General features: G+C 55.9%; 14 protein-coding genes. 11 read left to right on the top strand and 3 right to left on the bottom strand.

What is annotated here, in order from left to right; translation table 11 throughout:
* Positions 1-284: 284 nt before the first annotated feature.
* Together ASD03_RS39160 and ASD03_RS20240 are read right to left on the bottom strand one after the other, a co-directional pair.
* A complete protein-coding gene (locus ASD03_RS39160; protein WP_156408021.1) occupies positions 285-695 on the bottom strand; it encodes a hypothetical protein in 411 nt (136 codons plus the stop codon).
* 682 nt (positions 696-1,377) lie between these two features.
* A complete protein-coding gene (locus ASD03_RS20240; protein ID WP_057215673.1) occupies positions 1,378-2,517 on the bottom strand; it encodes an epoxide hydrolase family protein in 1,140 nt (379 codons plus the stop codon).
* Between the two features lie 209 nt (positions 2,518-2,726).
* On the opposite strand from ASD03_RS20240, the gene ASD03_RS20235 reads away from it, so the two are divergent.
* On the top strand, positions 2,727-3,620 hold the full coding sequence (locus tag ASD03_RS20235; protein ID WP_057215670.1) for a LysR family transcriptional regulator: 894 nt from the start codon (positions 2,727-2,729) through the stop codon (positions 3,618-3,620).
* Between the two features lie 26 nt (positions 3,621-3,646).
* On the opposite strand, the gene ASD03_RS20230 is transcribed toward ASD03_RS20235, so the two are convergent.
* Positions 3,647-4,324 carry a GntR family transcriptional regulator gene (locus ASD03_RS20230; RefSeq protein WP_200957339.1) on the bottom strand — a complete coding sequence of 226 codons (678 nt, stop codon included), beginning with the start codon at positions 4,322-4,324 and terminating at the stop codon, positions 3,647-3,649.
* Positions 4,325-4,926: 602 nt separating this feature from the next.
* Here ASD03_RS20230 and ASD03_RS20225 point away from each other — a divergent pair.
* The 10 genes from ASD03_RS20225 (at position 4,927) to ASD03_RS20175 (ending at position 16,936) form a co-directional block, all read left to right on the top strand.
* Positions 4,927-5,931: a proline racemase family protein gene (locus ASD03_RS20225; protein WP_057215664.1), complete on the top strand. Its 1,005-nt coding sequence runs from the start codon at positions 4,927-4,929 to the stop codon at positions 5,929-5,931.
* A gap of 60 nt (positions 5,932-5,991) precedes the next feature.
* Positions 5,992-6,915, top strand: coding sequence for a dihydrodipicolinate synthase family protein (locus tag ASD03_RS20220; protein WP_057215661.1), 924 nt, complete (start codon positions 5,992-5,994; stop codon positions 6,913-6,915).
* Positions 6,827-8,185: an FAD-dependent oxidoreductase gene (locus ASD03_RS37970; protein ID WP_082557358.1), complete on the top strand. Its 1,359-nt coding sequence runs from the start codon at positions 6,827-6,829 to the stop codon at positions 8,183-8,185. The genes ASD03_RS20220 and ASD03_RS37970 overlap by 89 nt, the downstream gene beginning before the upstream one ends.
* A 68-nt stretch (positions 8,186-8,253) precedes the next feature.
* On the top strand, positions 8,254-8,946 hold the full coding sequence (locus ASD03_RS20210) for a hypothetical protein (RefSeq protein ID WP_057215655.1): 693 nt from the start codon (positions 8,254-8,256) through the stop codon (positions 8,944-8,946).
* A gap of 379 nt (positions 8,947-9,325) precedes the next feature.
* Positions 9,326-10,870, top strand: a complete 1,545-nt coding sequence (locus ASD03_RS20200; RefSeq protein ID WP_057215652.1) for an FGGY family carbohydrate kinase — start codon at positions 9,326-9,328, stop codon at positions 10,868-10,870.
* 122 nt (positions 10,871-10,992) lie between these two features.
* Entirely contained in the window at positions 10,993-11,796 is an 804-nt protein-coding gene (locus tag ASD03_RS20195) for a transporter substrate-binding domain-containing protein (protein WP_156408027.1), read from the top strand.
* 226 nt (positions 11,797-12,022) lie between these two features.
* Positions 12,023-12,694, top strand: coding sequence for an amino acid ABC transporter permease (locus tag ASD03_RS20190; protein ID WP_057215646.1), 672 nt, complete (start codon positions 12,023-12,025; stop codon positions 12,692-12,694).
* A gap of 9 nt (positions 12,695-12,703) precedes the next feature.
* Positions 12,704-13,351: an amino acid ABC transporter permease gene (locus ASD03_RS20185; RefSeq protein ID WP_057215644.1), complete on the top strand. Its 648-nt coding sequence runs from the start codon at positions 12,704-12,706 to the stop codon at positions 13,349-13,351.
* Positions 13,344-14,066, top strand: a complete 723-nt coding sequence (locus ASD03_RS20180) for an amino acid ABC transporter ATP-binding protein (RefSeq protein WP_057215641.1) — start codon at positions 13,344-13,346, stop codon at positions 14,064-14,066. The genes ASD03_RS20185 and ASD03_RS20180 overlap by 8 nt, the downstream gene beginning before the upstream one ends.
* Before the next feature lie 641 nt (positions 14,067-14,707).
* Positions 14,708-16,936: an EAL domain-containing protein gene (locus ASD03_RS20175; protein WP_057215637.1), complete on the top strand. Its 2,229-nt coding sequence runs from the start codon at positions 14,708-14,710 to the stop codon at positions 16,934-16,936.
* Positions 16,937-17,086: the final 150 nt, after the last annotated feature.

Raw genomic sequence — 17,086 nt, 5'->3', positions numbered from 1 at the left:
TTCGCGACGAAACGCGATGGAGCCAACTGGTTCCTGCTGAGGAACTGCAAGGTAAACTGTTTCAGGTATTGCAGCTTCACTTCCCAGAGGAAGTCGATAGAGGCGGTTTAGTGGGGTGGGTGGGTACCCATCTTAGACGTAGCATCGGCACAGACATTATAGTCATATGCGGACAAAACAGCCGCGCGGGCGGTACGTTCGACTATATCGGATACCCAGTGTCGGTCGCCAGCAAAGTTAGGGCAGAAATTCGAAACCTTATGACATAATCTTATCGGGTGCGGCTATCGCCAGCGTGGTCGAAGCATGTTGCGCAACGTTCGACATTTATACCGTGACGCCGTAGCCGTCTTGCGCCTTGCGGATGATGACGACGCATTCGCGTGAGTTCGCCGTGGCGGGAACATAATTCCGGAAATCTGGCGCTCTTTGGTAAACTGCTCGCTCGGCAGTTTGCCTTTGATCTCACCTGATGCGCTCATGTCGGCCGGTACGCAGATCAACGTGAAGCCTACCGGGCTCGCCGCCCTGATGGGCTCGAGGGACTCGCCCATAGGGACTCGGCTCAGTGACGATTGGCGGTCCACCGTCGTGGTAATGGCCCGGGCCGCCGTGTCGTCGGTGATGTCCATGGTATGTGCTGTTGGTGTCATGATGAAAACAAAGTGCGTGGTTGCGACGGTGGTATGCTCCATCACGATCTCCTAGAGGCTCATGAGTGCTGAGTGCGCGGATTTCGGGTGTAATGGCCATATTGGAGCTGTGGGTCGCAGTAGGGATGGCCTAGTGTCACACTAAAGATCTGCCCCGCGGAATTGAAGGTCACTAACCAGCCCTTACGGCCGGTATAGCCACTAAATCCGTTCTTAACATTGCCTTTTGATGCAGACAAAGGTGTTGCCGCTACCGGCTGGGAACTGGTTGCTAATCTCTAAGTCACTGAGCGAATAGGGGCCTCCCAGTGTCGCGAGCGCCGGCAACGATAACATCCTGCGCGCTTGTGGTTGCTTCCGCATTGTGAAGCCTTCCTGGGACGAAACGCAGCCAGCGAGGCCGTGAGACCAGGGAGACGACGAGCCGAACGGGGCGGACTCGATGCTTCATGATGGCCTCTATTTCGACACTTTTGAAATAGCGAGACCGGGGAGAGTGTTTGCGCGGCGAGTGGCATCTCAGTGCAATGCTAAGCTAACCGCGGTGAATGATTGAGGATGTCTGACGGTCGGTGCCTGTCACCCAAGGGCTGCTGACGCAACGCTGTGGAGCCATGACCTTGGACCGAGTCAACGTAGCGGTGATATCGATCGCCCCGCAGCCGAGGCTGCGAGGCTTCGCGATCAGCACACTGTTCGCGCCGCGCGCACAGTGCGGTCTGCACTATCTCCCAAAGAAGGACTTCATCTCCTCAGCGAATAGTTTTGGATGTTCCATCGCAGCAAAATGGCCGCCCCTGTCCATCATTTTCCAATATTCCACTCGATACACCCTTTCGACCCAGCTGCGAGGAGGCATGGGGATCTCTTTCGGGAACACCGAAACGCCTGTGCAAACGTCTACCCTGTCGCCTTCCGCGAAATTCAACGGCACTCGCGCGCCTTCCACATATATTCGCATTGAAGAGGCGATCGTATTTGTAAACCAGTAAATCGAGATGTTCGTTATGAGGTCGTCGAGCGAGAATGATTGCTCGATATTGCCGCCGCAGTCACTCCATGCGTGAAATTTCTCGGAGATCCAGCTCGCTAGTCCAACGGGAGAATCGCTGAGCGCAAATGCCAAGGTTTCAGGCTTTGTTTTGTGCAGGGCACCATACGCCCCTTCCCGGCTCGCCCAATCCGCGACCACTTTTAGGAAGTTGTCCTCCTGCGGGCTGATTGGATCCGCTGCTGACCCAAGGAACGGACGGTAGGTCCCGGGTATGAAGTTCAAGTGCATTGCAAGGATGCTGTCGGGGTAAAGGAATGACATCCAGGTGGAAACACTTGCCCCAAGATCACCGCCTTGGACAAAGAAGCGCTCATAACCCAGCGAGTCCATTAACTGCTTCCAAAGCGAGGCTACGTATTTTGGACCGACGCCGGTCACGGTTGGGCACGCAGAGAAGCCAAATCCAGGAAGGGAGGGAATGATTACGTCGAAAGCGTCGCGTGGATCACCGCCAAACTTCGAGGGCGTTGTAAGGTAGGGAACGGCGCGAAGGAACTCGATGAAGGAGCCGGGCCAGCCATGGGTGAGAAGCAACGGCTTAGCATTAGTACCTTCACCCTTCACGTGGACGAAATGGACGTCATGGCCGTTAATAGCGCACTTAAATTGCGGGAAACTGTTGAGCCATTTCTCCTGCTCTCGCCAGCTGTATGAGGAGCTCCAGTAGTTCAGCAAACGCTCCAAGAACGCTTGGTCGGTCCCCAGGATCCAGGGGTCCTCGGTTGGAGCCGCTGGCCAGCGAACCCCGCTAAGCCGGCGGTTCAAGTCATCTATGTCACTTTGCGGAATGTTTATCTTGAAAGCTGTCATGTTGTGCCTCGGAGATATGTATTCTGTCTATTGCTCGCACTCGTTCAGCTATGACGGACAGGGACGTGCTGCCGCTTCGCCGTACGGCAATGTGGGCCGGAAGCTCCATGCCCCATTTTTCGCTCACTCAGCGATGCGCGAAAGATAACGAACTTGCTGACAAATATTAGTGGTTATAATGTGCATGCACTTGTGAGGGTGGCTCAGTAATGAAGCGCGACGAATTCAACGACTTGGCCGCATTCCTCTTGATCGCGGAGCAACGAAGTTTTAGCCGGGCGGCGTCCAAGCTTGGAATCTCAGCCTCCGGGTTGAGCCATGCCATGCGCCTTCTCGAGGAGCGTCTAGGCGTTCGACTTCTCTCTCGTACGACACGCAGCGTTTCTACGACGGAGGCTGGCGAGAGGCTTCTGGCGACGCTCAGGCCGGCCTTTGAGGACATCAGCGCCAGCTTGGCTGACTTGCGGGCGTCACGCGAGTCTCCTTCTGGCTCGATTCGAGTTACTGCTTCGCGGCATGCAGCTGATACAATTATTAAACCGCTGCTTCCCAAATTTCTCTCGGGCTATCCCGATATCCGGATTGAGATTGTGGTAGACGACGGGTTGACCGACATTGTGTCGGAGCGTTTTGACGCAGGCATTCGGTTCGGCAGGCAAATAGCGAGGGATATGATCGCCGTTCGGGTAGGTCCGGACATTCGGGCGGCAATAGTGGCCGCGCCGTCTTATTTTGAGAGCCGTCAGAAGCCGGAAACCCTCATCGACCTAAACAATCATTCCTGCATCAACTATCGCCTAGCGACAGGAGGCGGATTGTACGCCTGGGAACTGGGAGAAGGGGATAGCGCATTTCAGGTTCGAGTTGACGGTCCGCTGATTGTGAACGACGTCGATCTAAAGCTCGGGCTAGCTCTTGCCGGTCAAGGACTGGCTTATTGTTTCGAAGATCAGGTCGCAGGATACATTGCGGAAGGCCGCCTGGTACGAGTACTCGAAAGCTTCTGTCCCCCGTTCCCTGGGTATCACCTGTATTATACCAATCGCCGCCAAACACCACGTGCTCTAACGGCGTTCATAGAAACGGTCCGCTTCCGGTCGTAGTGGTCGACGGCAGAGGGCAGGTCACTTCATCCGAGGTCGATCTCACTATTGGGGTCGGACCATTCCTGGCCCGCCCGCCGGATGTGTGAGTCGATCAATTCGGACGCCTGGACAGGCTGCTTGTTGATGATGAGCCTGACCAACGTAAGATGCTCCTGGGCGCTTTCTAGCAAAAACGCGCGCTTCTTCTCAGATTGCAGGCCGTAAGGCCGCGAGCGCGAACGAAGTACTCGAATAATGTCGACGAGTTCTTCATTTCCGGAGAGTGACAACAGATAGAGATGGAAGCGAATATCGGCGGCAACATGGGCGATAAGGTCATTTCGCTGCGCTGACTCTAGCGATGCTTCCGCAAGATGCTGTGCGGCCGAGCGTTGATCGGCCGTTAATCCGCGCGCGGCAATTCCACGAATGGTCGGCACCTCCAAAAGCAGGCGGACCTCCATCATCTGTTGCAATTCTTGGATTGATGGCTGTGCGACTCGGAAACCCTTATTGCGCACGACCTCGACGATCCCCTCTTTCGCGAGATCGATCATCGCTTCGCGAACGGGTGTTGCGGAAACGCCAAACTGCGTCGCGAGCATCGGGGCGGAATAAATCTCGCCGACTTTCATCTCTCCCGCCAAGACTGCGGCACGCAAAGTTTGCGTGATTTGACTTCGCCGGTTGGGCGTCTCAAGCGTTGAAAGATTCAGATCCAAGGTACACCCACCCAATGAAGACTAATTGCACAAATCGCTCCGAAAGCCGGTCGCTTGCGCGAGCTGCCTCGTGCCGTCACATCCCAGGCGGAAGTCTCAACGTCGAGTCGGCCTCATCCTGGTCTCTAGTACACTCAACTCGCATCCATGCCCCAAGCTCATTAGAATTGCAAGGCGACCGAAGCTTTGTACAATATCACATTTGATTGCCTAGGGCTCGATTAATTCCGGTTTTCGACGCTGGTTTAAATGAACCTACTCCGAAATCTTACCGGTTCATGCAATATGACATAGTAACACCTAGCCTTCGACAACCTGGTTGGAGAGAGCTGGTGTTTCGCCGCGGCGGTCAGATCTGGAAGATCGTTCGTGTGGGTGGGGAATTTTAAGCTACTACCAGCGCCCCCCCCCGGCCGGCCCTCTCGAATAACACCTAGCGGTGGTGGTTGCATATGAAGTGACTGGTCCATGCCAACCCCTAGTTTTATGCAATATCACATGCTTGTGTTTGACAAGAAAAACACGCGATCTGACCGCTAAAGCGCCTTGACAGTATCAAACGGCGGCGTATAGGTAACATGTAACATTGCACAGGTGGGGTTATGAGAAGCATCATCAACATTTCTGCTATCGATTCTCACACGGAGGGAATGCCAACGCGTGTCGTCACTGGCGGCGTGGCGCCCATCCCCGGAGCAACGATGTCGGATCGTCGCGATTGGGCCAAAGAGAACCTTGAGTGGCTGCGTGGACTCCTGATGAATGAGCCGCGGGGGCATTCCGCGATGTCCGGGGCAGTTTTGCAGCCCCCGACACGGCCCGATGCCGATTGGGGAGTGCTATACATCGAGGCCACTGGCTTCCTCCCTATGTGCGGGCATGGAACCATGGGTGTCGCGACAGTCCTCGTTGAGACCGGAATGGTTCCCTGCGTCGAGCCTGTGACAACGATTCGCCTCGATACGCCGGCCGGATTGGTTATTGCGCGTGTAGCGGTCAGCGACGGCAAGGCAACTTCCGTTACCCTCGAGAATGTTCCGGCATTGTTGCTGGGGCAGAACCAGACGGTCACCACAAAAAGCTTTGGTGAGGTCTCCTACGACATGGTGTACGGCGGGAACTTCTACCCCGTTGTTGATGCGCATTCGATCGGCCTAGACGTTAGCTTGAGTTTCAAGGAACAGTTGATGGAGGCGGGGCGCCAAATCTCGTCGGCGATAAATGAAACCAACCCGCCGGTTCATCCCCAGAACCAATCGATCCGGCGTCTACATCATGTTCAGTTCGTTGTGCCGTGGGAGGCGCCGCCGGCAATCGCACGTAATGCCGTTTTCACCTTGCCTGGCTACTTCGACCGTTCACCATGCGGCACTGGTACATCCGCCCGTATGGTCAGTCTTTACGCCCGCGGTCTTCTAGGTGTCGGCGAACCGTTCTTGAACCAATCGATTATCGGTTCCCAATTCACGGGACGAATTCTTCGGGTCGAGGAAATTGCCGGCCATACCGCAATCGTACCCGAAGTTACTGGCAGAGCCTGGGTAACTGGCACTGCAAACTACATGCTCGATCCGAGCGATCCGTTCACTTCCGGGTTTGTGATGTAGCCGGAGTGTAGGCGGTTGCTCGATGCGACCATCAAACTTGTAAGAAAATTGGAGTCAGAAATGGATAGAACGAGCGTAAGCTGGTCAGGTTATTGGCCCGCTGCACCGACAACTTTTGCTGCCGATGGATCTTTTGATCCGGCGCTCATGCGTGACTTGATGAATCACTATGTCGACGCGGGCGTCGGCGGTGTGCTGATCAACGGCAGTTCGGGTGAGTGGTGGTCGCAGTCCCCCGAAGAGCGCCGCGAGGTCGCCAGGGTGGCGTGCGAAGCCGTGGCTGGCCGGATCCCTGTGGTTATCGGTTGCACGGCCTTCACCGCTAAGGAGGTGATTGAGCACGCCCAGGCAGCGCGAGATTGCGGCGCGGACGGTGTAATGTCTACCCCTCCGCCGTACGCGCACCCAACTCAAGCCGAGATTCTCAATTTCTACCGTGAGATCGATGCTGGCATCGATTTGCCGCTGATGGTCTACAACTGGCCCCGGGGCACTGCCGTCGAGATTGAGCTCGAGACCGCAAAGAAGATCGCTGACCTTGATAAGGTCGTCGCGATAAAGAACAGCACTGGGAACTGGCCTGTAGTTGTCGATTACATCGAGGCGCTGGCCGATAAGGTTGTCATCTTCGCTAGCCTGATCAATCGCCGCGGTATAGCGGTCATGCGCGAACTCGGTGGCGATGGCTATATCGACGGCGGCGGCATGGGCGCTCCTTTTGCTGTCCCCTTCTTCAAAGCTTTCAAAGAGGGACGCTGGGACGATGCTCGTAGTTACGCCGACAAATGGTGGCGTCTGACGAGCGGTTTGGTCAATGCGGGCTTCAATGGTCATTTCGGTTCGCCGAGCTCTCAGTTGAAGGCAGCCATGCGCATGCTCGATCAGCCCGGCGGCCATGTGCGAGCGCCCCTCATGCCGATCGAAAGCCCGGAAACGCTCAAGAAAATCGAAGATCTCCTGCGGGTCTGCGGTTTGCTCAAGTAATGAAACGGATGGAGTAATCGCTGTGCGCGCCTTGGTCATTGGGGCGGGTGTCGTGGGGGTAACCACCGCATTCTGCCTGCACTCGGAAGGATACGACGTCACCGTTGTGGACTCTGCGTCTGCACCGGGTGCTGGTGCCAGCAACGTCAATGCCGGTCTCCTCGTGCCGGGTGACTCAACGATCTGGCCCAATCCAGGCGCGCCCAAGCAGATCGCCCACGCGATCGCATTCCCTCGAAAAGGACCGTTGCGTATCCATCCCGCTGCGCTGCCGAGACTTGCTGGATGGGGCGCGAGGTTCTTGTCAGCGTGCCGGCCAGAGCAGTGGCGTCGGCACAGTGCTGCATCACTAGCTCTCAGCCGATACAGCTACGCTGAACTCAGAAAAACGCTTCGCGACCTTCCGATTGATGTCCACCACAAACAGTCAGGAATGGTGTTTCTATTTGACAATCTTGAGGCCCTCGCGGCAGGGCGCAGAGCGCATACTGTACTCGAAGACTTAGGCGAAACCTATCAGCAACTGAAGCCACACGAGTTAGTCGCACTTGACGCTGGGTACTCGCATGCGGCGGGCAAAATTGCTGGGGCCATCTATTCGTCATCCTGCGGAAGTGCGGACTGCGGTTCCTTCACACGGCAACTGGCGAAGTACATCGAAGAGCGAGGTGTGGCTTTCTCACTCGACAACCCGGTCGTAAAGCTCGACGTGCGAGGGAGGACCATCAAAGGCGCCATTACGCAGCGGGGAAGGCTTGATGCTGATCTGGTAGTGCTCGCGGCAGGACATGCTTCTCCAAAGCTAACCAATAGGCTGTTCCACTTACCGATCGTTCCTGCCCGTGGATATTCGGTAACGGTACCAATCCTGGCTTCGCACAGAGTGCCGCGGATCGGGGGCGTCGACGATCGCTCTCATGTCGCCTACTCGCGCATGGGAGACCTGTTGCGCGTCACTTCGACCGCCGAGATCGGGGCAGAGTCGCGAACGCCGACGAGCGACGACTATTCGGCTATTCGCACGACGATCGAGCGACTGTTTCCCGAAACGTGCGACTGGGCGCGGGCACGGTATGAGATCGGATACCGGCCGATGATGCCCGCCGATGTTCCAGCGATCGGCGCTACCCCAATCGCTGGATTGTATCTCAACACCGGACACGGACACCTCGGATGGACCCAGGCTAGCGGCTCTGCCCGGCTTTTGCTCGATTTAATCAAGGGACGTCCGACGGAAATTAACGCGGAGCAGTACCGGCTGAGACAGTGAGTTCTCCGACGGTGCCTGTTTGTCATAGATACCCAAGGGCGCTAGCGCCAAAAACTGAAGGAAAGACGATGGCCGAGTTCATCCTCATGCTTACCCGCAATGACGTTACAGTACCGGACGCTAGGGAGCTTCTTGAGCAGGTGCTGCTAACTGATGCGCGGCATATCGGATTCAAGGATGTAGGTCTCCCCTTTGAACAGATGCTGGCGCTCACCAAGGCGATCCAACAAGCGGGCCGGTCTGTGCATCTGGAGGTCGTTTCCCTTACCGAAGAAGATGAGTTGCGTTCAGCACGCGCCGGTCTTGACCTGGGAGTAGACTACCTGATCGGCGGCACGCAATGGCGCCAGGTCAGCGACATGATTGCAGGAGCGAATATCCGATATTTCCCCTACGTCGGCGAAATCATCGGGCACCCCGCGCGCCTTGGCGGCAACGCCGATCGCATGGTGCGTGAGGCTGAAGCCATGGGGGAAGCGGTTGACGGCATCAATCTGCTTGCGTTCCGCCACCAGGAAATCGACGGACTGAAGCTGCTGCGTGAAGTTGCAGCCAAGGTAAGCAAGCCAGTCATCTGCGCCGGCTCCATAGACACCACGACACGCATCGCGGATGTTGCCGACGCTGGCGCATGGGGCTTTACCGTCGGAAAGGCAGCTTTGGACGGTGTCTTCAATAACGATCCCGCTCTCACCGTGCAGATCAACACAATTCTGGCCGCAGCAGCCCAAGCCGCGGAAACGCGTGCGACAGCCATTTAACGGTCTCGGCGGATGGAGGAGAAAATGAGAACGGATCAGGCGACAATAGTACGTTCCAAAGACGCGCGTGTCTTCACCGACGGCCCGGAGCTCTGCCGCGATTACTTGCGAACGGATACGATGTGGTTTGGCTCATCTACGCTCGCGCCAGGTCAGATAGGTGGTTTGGATACAGGCCACCCAAATTCCTGGGAGGTGTTCTACTGTGCAACTGGCCACGCCGTCATTAACGACGGGAAGCGCTGCTACGAGCTATTTGCGGGAGACTCATTGGTCATTCCTCCTGCACTCCCTCACACTATCCACAACGTGGGATCCGAGACCGTAACGATCGTATGGGCCGGAGCGCCAGGCGAACGCCCCGTTGGAGGATCGGATAATGGCTGATCAGGCCAACCAACTTCTCCTCGGTATAGATCTGGGCAGTACCGCGCTGAAATGTGCACTTTTCGATTTCGCTGGCAATCTCGCGGCGGAAACGAGCGTCGAATACTCACTTTTGACCCCGCGGCAGAAATGGGTTGAAATCAATGTAGAGACATATTGGACCGCACTGCGGAAGGCACTAGAGACACTTTGGCGCGATCCCCAAGTGAATGCACGCGATGTTGTCAGTGTGGGGATATCGGCCCAGGGAGAGACCCTTGTGCCCGTCGACGAGGACGGCACCGCCATCAGGAATGCAATCGTCTGGCTTGACAACCGGGCGGAAGATGAAGCGCGCTTCCTGCAAGGCCGGTTTGGCGACGATATCTACGTGCAAACCGGGCAGCCCACAATGCTGGCAACCTGGCCCGCCGCCAAACTCCTCTGGCTCACTCGTCATGAGCCAGAGGTGAGGGAGAGAACGCACAAGTTTCTACTGATCGAAGACTGGCTCATTTGGAAGCTGACGGGAGAGTACATCAGCGAAGGGTCACTGGTTACCTCCACCTGCTACTGGAACCCATCCACCAAGGAGTGGTGGCCGGAGATGCTGGACGCGATCAATGTAGGCAAGGAACAGTTGCCGACGGTGGTCGAGCCGGGGAGCCTGGTGGGCACCATCCGCCGGGCTGCCGCGGAAGATCTGGGCCTGCCTACGACGGTGAAGATCTGCGCGGGTGCCCTTGACCAAGCATGCGGGGCAATCGGTGCAGGGAATGTCACCGCTGGGCAGTTCAGTGAAAATACCGGAGCAGCGGTTGCTCTTTGCGCGACCGTGCCGAAGATGACTTTTGATCCCAATCGTGCCATCCCCTGTCACTATCACGGTGTCCCGAACACCTACATGATGCATACATTTACAAGCGGCGGAATTGTTCTCCGCTGGTTCCGCGATCAGTTTTGCGAGCCACAACTCCAGTCAGCGGCACAATCGGGCGGGGACTCCTACGCCCTACTGGGCGAGTTGGCGGCTACGGTTAAGCCAGGCGCCGACGGTCTGCTGCTGTTGCCGCATCTACAAGGCGCCATGGCCCCTGAAAATAATAGTTCTGCGAGTGGTGCACTAATTGGTTTGACACTGCAGCACGGCCGGGGCCACGTACTTCGAGCGATCTTCGAATCCGTAGCCTTTATCGTACGGCGAAACGTTGATGCAATCGAGCCGCTGGGACCCAAAATCGAGAAAGTGCGGGCGTTGGGAGGCGGCGCACGGAGTCCGATCTGGAAGCAGATCGAGGCCGACGTTTTGGGCCGGCCCGTCGTGACCATGAAACACAGCGATGCGGGCGCTCTTGGAGCAGCGATCCTCGGGGGCATTGGTATCGGGGCCTGGAGCGACGTATCTGAGGCGACGGAGCATTTGGTTGTCGAGAAGCAACTCTATGAACCCAATCCCGAGCATAAAGCTCTTTATGAGGACCGGTACGCGGCGTACACGGCAGCATACGAAGCACTTGTTCCTACCTATCAACACCTTGCTTCAAGCGTAGCGAACTAAGCAACGGGTTTAATGGTGGCTTGGAAACTCCAGGCCACACATACACGGAGATCATGTCGCGCAGAGTAGACGCTGCCTGCGCATATGGTGGTACAGCAACAGTGGAGGAAAAACTGATGTCAATGAAATTTCTCGTTTCGACTAGTATGGCGTTGATCGCCTTGGGAGCAAATCCGGCCAGTGCCGATAAACTCGACGATATCATCAGCAGCGGGACGTTGCGGTGCGCGGTCGTGCTCGACTTCCCGCCTATGGGATCGAGAGATGCGGACAACAACCCGATCGGATTCGACGTTGATTACTGCAATGATCTCGCAAAATCCCTTGGAGTGACAGCAGAAATCGTTGAAACGCCTTTTCCGGACCGTGTTCCAGCGTTGATGTCGGACCGGGCTGACGTCATTGTCGGCGGCACTTCCGATACCTTGGAACGCGCCAAGACGATCGGGTTTTCCGTGCCCTACTTCGCCTTTGAAATGGTACTCCTCACGAAGAAAGATTCGGGCATCAAGACGTGGGAGGATATGAAAGGTAAGAATCTGGGCGCCATCAGTGGCACTTTCCAGGCGGTCCAAGCGGAGAAGGACGTTAATGCATGGGGTTCCGGTGCCTTCCGCGGGTATCAAACACAAAACGACACCATCCAGGCGGTGGACCAAGGCCATATTGATGGCTCCATCGATACCTCCACGGTGGTGGCAGCAACCCTCGCAAGTGGCAACTACCCGAACCTCGCGATGGGTCCCAAGGTTCCTTACCCAATCGACTACGTTGCCCTGGGTGCCGCCCGTGAGGAATACGGCTTCCTCAACTATCTGAACCTGTTTGTGAACCACCAGGTTCGTACCGGGCGATACGCCGAGTTGTATGAAAAATACTTCGACGGTGAGCCGCCGCAGCTGACGATTGATAACGTTTACCGGTGATCTGACCGCGTTCTAGGTCGACATTCGCACTATGGGTATGTCGACCTAGATCCAGCCGGTCCGTGCACTCCGGTGCGTAACTGTAACATGGCGTTGTAGTAAGGGCCCCGATGTTTGGCGATGAACATCGCGCGCACGATCGAAAACGAGGTGTGGCGGAGCCCTGGCTGAAACCAATGGGAATTTAACCGCAGTGTCATCGCGCTGACAGCGGTGGAGAATAGCTATGTTTGACTTCAAATACAGGTTCCAGTGGCGACAGGTATACAATCACCTTCCGACCATGCTGGACGGCGCCTGGGTTAGCTTTTACACGGCGCTCTTGTCTATGGCCGTCGGCATAGTGATTGCTCTGACATTGCTGGCCATGCGGCGCTCTCAATCACGCCCGCTCAAAGCCATCGCAGGTACATGGGTGTCTATTGCGCGCAACACCCCTTCGCTACTGCAGATTTACTTCCTCTATTTCGGGCTTGGTGCGTGCGGGATTAATGTTAGTTCGTGGGCCGCGCTGCTTGCCGGGGTGACATTCAATAACGCCGGTTATCTGACGGAGAATTTCCGCGGGGGCTTGAACGCCGTGCCGGATAATCAAACCCGAGCCGCTCGCTCTCTGGGCATGACAGCCTATCAAGCCTACACCCTCATCGTGATACCACAGTTGCTCCGGATCGTGTTTTATCCAATCACCAATCAAATGATCTGGGCACTTTTGATGACATCTTTGGGCGTTGTGGTTGGCCTCAATAACGATTTGATGGGCGTAACCAAGTCGCTGACTGATTTGAGTTTCCGAACATTCGAGTATTTCGCAGTTGCTGCGTTGATCTACTACATCCTTGCAAAACTGACCTTTGGTGTCGCCCGCATCGCGGGATGGAAGCTCTTTAGGTACTAGGAGGCGGCGATGTTCTCAACAGATTTGACATTAAATGACTTGATCTTCCTCTCGCAGGGCGCTTGGGTCACGATCCAGCTCACTGGCCTTGCGATGTTGATCGGCACCGTTCTAGGAACGTTGTTTGGGTTCTCAAGAGCAAGCTTTCCATGGGCGACGCTGCCGCTGGCGTTTGTGCTGGATGTATTCCGTAGCGTGCCTCTTCTTATTCAGTTCGTCCTTCTCAACTCAGCCAAAAGCATTGTTGGGTTGAAGATTAGCACCTTTACCGTCGGCTACGTGGTTCTCGGTATATACGCCGCAGCATTGTGCACAGAAGTGGTGAGGGGGGGCGTGCTTGCGGTGCCGAAAAGCGTTCGGCTGGCGGGGCGATCGCTCGGCATGACAGCGTTTCAGGAAACTCTCTATATCACGTTTCCTCTTGCTGCGCGGGTAGCCTTTCCCGGGTGGCTCAATATCGCACTCGGACTAATGAAGGATTCTGCGCTGGTTACCTGGATCGGCATCATTGAACTCCTCAGGACCGCGCAACAAATCAACACCCGGATCAACGAGCCTCTTCTGGTCTTCTTCGTGGCTGGCCTCTTTTACTATGTTGTGAGCTGGGTCGTTTCGCAGGTCGGAAATCGAGCAGAGAGAAGGTTACAAAATGATTGAGATCGAAAACGTCCATAAGTCCTTTGCAGACCTCGCGGTGGTAAAAGGCGTCACGATGAACGTCAACAAAGGGGAGGTAGTGTCCATCATTGGCGGATCTGGCTCTGGGAAGTCGACGCTCCTCATGTGTATCAACGGGCTGGAAAAGATTCAGCGGGGGAGCATCCGTGTCGACGGAATACCTGTTCAGTCGGCCGAAACAAACCTTGATAAGTTGCGCCGCCGTATCGGGATCGTCTTCCAGCAATGGAACGCGTTCCCCCATCTGACGGTACTTGAGAATGTAATGTTGGCCCCAAGGCGTGTTCTTAAGTTATCTAAGGCCGAGGCCAAAGCGATCGCTGTGACCCAACTGAAGCATGTTGGTTTGGAAGACAAGCACAGCGCGTATCCGAGCAGATTGTCCGGGGGGCAGCAACAGCGAATGGCGATTGCTCGTGCGCTGGCGATGTCACCCGACTACATGCTCTTTGACGAGGCGACCTCCGCGCTTGATCCTCAGCTCGTCGGCGAAGTGCTCGACACGATGAGGCTCCTTGCCGAGGAAGGTATGACCATGATCCTTGTTACGCACGAGATCAAATTCGCACGCGAAGTGTCAGATCGGGTGGCGTTTTTTCACCAGGGCGTCATTCACGAGATGGGCACGCCAGACCAGGTAATCGGAAATCCTCAGAGGGTCGAAACTGCCCAGTTTCTCGGCTCCGTCCTTTGATAAGGTGAATTGCATCCCGCACCAGCGCCGTTTCGAGGCTGGTGCGGGATGCTCCTTGTTCGAGGCACACCGCTGTCTCGCGGGCACAGGTGTCGCCGTGCGCCTTGACCGAGTGCTAAATTCCGGCAGGTTAGACTCCCCGCCGTTCGAAGCACAGAAGCTCCGGCTCAAATTCCCAAGCCGAACAGGGTTGGCGCGTGGAATGGATCACGAGGGATAGACAAAGTGGATGCCGCGCCCGGATTCTCGCCTGGATCCATGATGCTCTTAAACCTGGACATCGCTCAATCGCCTGCGCCAAGGGCCAATCATCATTTGGTACATCAACCAACGATCGCATTCCGGCATCGGGTTTGCGAAGCCTTGCTCGACTCCAATGGGGTAAAAGGTCGTTAACTTTTCAACCCTATTTATTGCCTCAACGACCTGCAATGCACTTGGTTCTTCATGTCTTTTCATCGAGATAAGAAGCTCAACGGTATCGCAACGTTGGCGCCAGGTTGCGAGCCGTCCTCAGTGCTTGGTGGAATACTCAACGTTTTTTGTTTCGATCCATGAACTGCGGCTGTCGCCGCTGTTAAACGTGGCTGCAGGCCGCTGCGAGTTGCTTGCCGTTGCTCCACTGCGAGAGTTTGTCATTAATGACCGGTACCAACATCGATCAGACTTTTGGTGTGCCTTCTGGTGGACACGCACCATTTAGGCTCGCCCTCCATTCGCTGCTGTGGAGGCTCCTCATACCAACATTCATCGCTGTTTCGGCCCTCGTCATCGGCGTAGCATTGTACGCTCCCTCAGCGATCATCGACGATGCTCTGAATCATGCTGTCGATAAAAACGCGTCTGCCGCGGAAAAATTCAAGATATTGCGTGAGGTCTATTCGGAGAGCGTGATCTCGAACATCAAAGGGAATGGAGTGGTCGCATCGCCCTCCTTCCACCAACACGCGGGCTCAATTCCGGAACCGACCACCTTTCTGCTGAAAGTAGCACGGGCGTTCGATGGGCCTACCATGCGCTTCGACATTGTTAGCCCGTACCCTTGGCCAGCGCGAGCTGCACCTTCGCTTGACCAGTTCCAGTTGAAAGCCTGGGCATACCTCGAAAGAGATCCCGGCGGGCGGTTCGTTGAACGTGATGCCTCGGCGAGTGGCGGTGAACTGCTGCGCGTAGCTGTTGCCGACAGAATGGGGGCCCCTTGCGTCGCCTGCCACAATGGAGATCCGCTTTCACCAAAGAGAGATTGGAAGGTGGGTGATGTCGGAGGAATCATCGAGGTCGCGTCACCGATAGGAACGATTTCCGAGGGTGCCAGAAACCTGGCCTGGAAGTTGACGTTCGGAATTATCTTTGGCGGCCTGCTGCTGCTGTCTATTTCTGCGGTCCTTGGGATGCGCTTGCTAAAACCGCTACGAGACCTGTCCCGCTACATCAATCAAGTGGCGTTGAATGACGGTCCATGTGATGTTCCTCATCTCGACCGCCGCGATGAACTGGGCACCGTCGCAAGAGCCGTGTGCTTTCTCCACGAGCAGACAAGGCAGCGCAACCTCGCAGAAGCAAGGGTGCGTCATCTGGCACGTCACGATGTTCTAACCGGTTTGTTTAACCGCAATGCATTTATAGAGCAGGCAGAGGAGAGATTGGCGGACCCCCATTCCGAACATGCCGTCCTGTGCTTCGACCTTGATCATTTCAAGGTAGTCAATGATACAAAGGGACATCCTGTCGGCGACCGGTTACTCATTGAGGTGGGGAAGCGTCTCAGTAAGATGCTTGGTCCAGGAGAGTTTATAGGAAGGATGGGAGGTGACGAGTTTGCGATTTTCCAAAGCGACGGCAACCAGCCCGTCGCTGCAAGCAGACTTGCTGAGCGCTTAATTGAAACGTTGCGGGAGCCGTACGAAATCAACGGCTACCAAATCCCGGTCGGCGCTAGTATCGGTATCGCACTTGCTGCTCCGGCCGAAACCAATCTCAACCATCTCCTGAACAGTGCTGACCTTGCACTCTACCGTGCAAAAAGCGGTGGGCGTGGCATATTTCGTTTTTTCGAAGAAGAAATGGACGCCCGGATACAGGAACGGCGCAGCCTTGAGCTCGATCTACGGCATGCAGTCTCCAATAATGAGTTTGAGGTCTATTACCAGCCGCTTATGCGACTGAAAGACAACTGCATCTGTGGCTTCGAAGCGCTAGTTCGATGGGATCGTGCTGATAAGGGCTTCGTGTCACCGGCGGAATTCATTCCGCTTGCTGAGGAAACAGGACTGATCGCCGCCATCGGCAGTTGGGTACTGAAGACCGCTTGCCAGGAGGCCGCACAGTGGCCGTCCGAATTTCGAATTGCGGTAAACCTTTCGCCATTGCAACTCAACCAGCCAACTGTGGTCACGGATGTGATCTCGGCTCTCGAAGAAGCCGGTTTGCCACCGTACAGGCTAGAGCTTGAAATTACTGAAAGCGCGATGGTTCAGGATACCGCGGAAAATTTGGCATCGCTGCACCGATTGCGAGACTTGGGAGTGAGGATTTCTCTGGATGACTTCGGCACAGGCTACTCTTCGCTGAGCTATCTCCAAAAATTCCCATTCGACAAGATCAAGATCGACCAAAGCTTTATGCGAAATATATCCTCGGGAGGACTTGCAGTTTCGATCGTGCGCGCGATCACCGGGCTCGCCGCCGAGCTCGGTATAACCACGACTGCGGAGGGTATCGAGACCATAGATCAACTCGAACAGGCGAGAGCTTTCGGCTGCCATGAGGTGCAAGGCTATCTCATCAGCCGGCCGGGACGGGCAGCATCGGCGGCAGAGCTCATCCAAATACAGAAGCGTAACGAGTCATTCATGGGAGAGTCGATCTAAAGGTCCCAGAGTATCTAGGCGCAAGGGGCTCTTACCGATAGCCTTGACCCTCCGAATACCGACCCCGTACATCTGGTACACGCACTTACGCGCGTCCAGCGACAGGCGGAAATTACGGTTGCCACGGTTGCGCTACTTGCGGCTAATCAG

Source organism: Ensifer sp. Root127, from assembly GCF_001425225.1.
GTDB classification, from domain to species: Bacteria; Pseudomonadota; Alphaproteobacteria; order Rhizobiales; family Rhizobiaceae; genus Ensifer; species Ensifer canadensis.
The sequence above is the reverse complement of the archived record's forward strand: the minus strand, read 5'-3'. Positions and strand labels throughout refer to the sequence as shown.

Bases quoted from the DNA above. Each gene is read 5' to 3' on its own strand.
- ASD03_RS39160 (WP_156408021.1), bottom strand. From the start codon at position 695: ATGGAGCATACCACCGTCGCAACCACGCACTTTGTTTTCATCATGACA.
- ASD03_RS20240 (WP_057215673.1), bottom strand. From the start codon at position 2,517: ATGACAGCTTTCAAGATAAACATTCCGCAAAGTGACATAGATGACTTG.
- ASD03_RS20235 (WP_057215670.1), top strand. From the start codon at position 2,727: ATGAAGCGCGACGAATTCAACGACTTGGCCGCATTCCTCTTGATCGCG.
- ASD03_RS20225 (WP_057215664.1), top strand. From the start codon at position 4,927: ATGAGAAGCATCATCAACATTTCTGCTATCGATTCTCACACGGAGGGA.
- ASD03_RS20220 (WP_057215661.1), top strand. From the start codon at position 5,992: ATGGATAGAACGAGCGTAAGCTGGTCAGGTTATTGGCCCGCTGCACCG.
- ASD03_RS37970 (WP_082557358.1), top strand. From the start codon at position 6,827: ATGTGCGAGCGCCCCTCATGCCGATCGAAAGCCCGGAAACGCTCAAGA.
- ASD03_RS20210 (WP_057215655.1), top strand. From the start codon at position 8,254: ATGGCCGAGTTCATCCTCATGCTTACCCGCAATGACGTTACAGTACCG.
- ASD03_RS20200 (WP_057215652.1), top strand. From the start codon at position 9,326: ATGGCTGATCAGGCCAACCAACTTCTCCTCGGTATAGATCTGGGCAGT.
- ASD03_RS20195 (WP_156408027.1), top strand. From the start codon at position 10,993: ATGAAATTTCTCGTTTCGACTAGTATGGCGTTGATCGCCTTGGGAGCA.
- ASD03_RS20190 (WP_057215646.1), top strand. From the start codon at position 12,023: ATGTTTGACTTCAAATACAGGTTCCAGTGGCGACAGGTATACAATCAC.
- ASD03_RS20185 (WP_057215644.1), top strand. From the start codon at position 12,704: ATGTTCTCAACAGATTTGACATTAAATGACTTGATCTTCCTCTCGCAG.
- ASD03_RS20180 (WP_057215641.1), top strand. From the start codon at position 13,344: ATGATTGAGATCGAAAACGTCCATAAGTCCTTTGCAGACCTCGCGGTG.
- ASD03_RS20175 (WP_057215637.1), top strand. From the start codon at position 14,708: ATGACCGGTACCAACATCGATCAGACTTTTGGTGTGCCTTCTGGTGGA.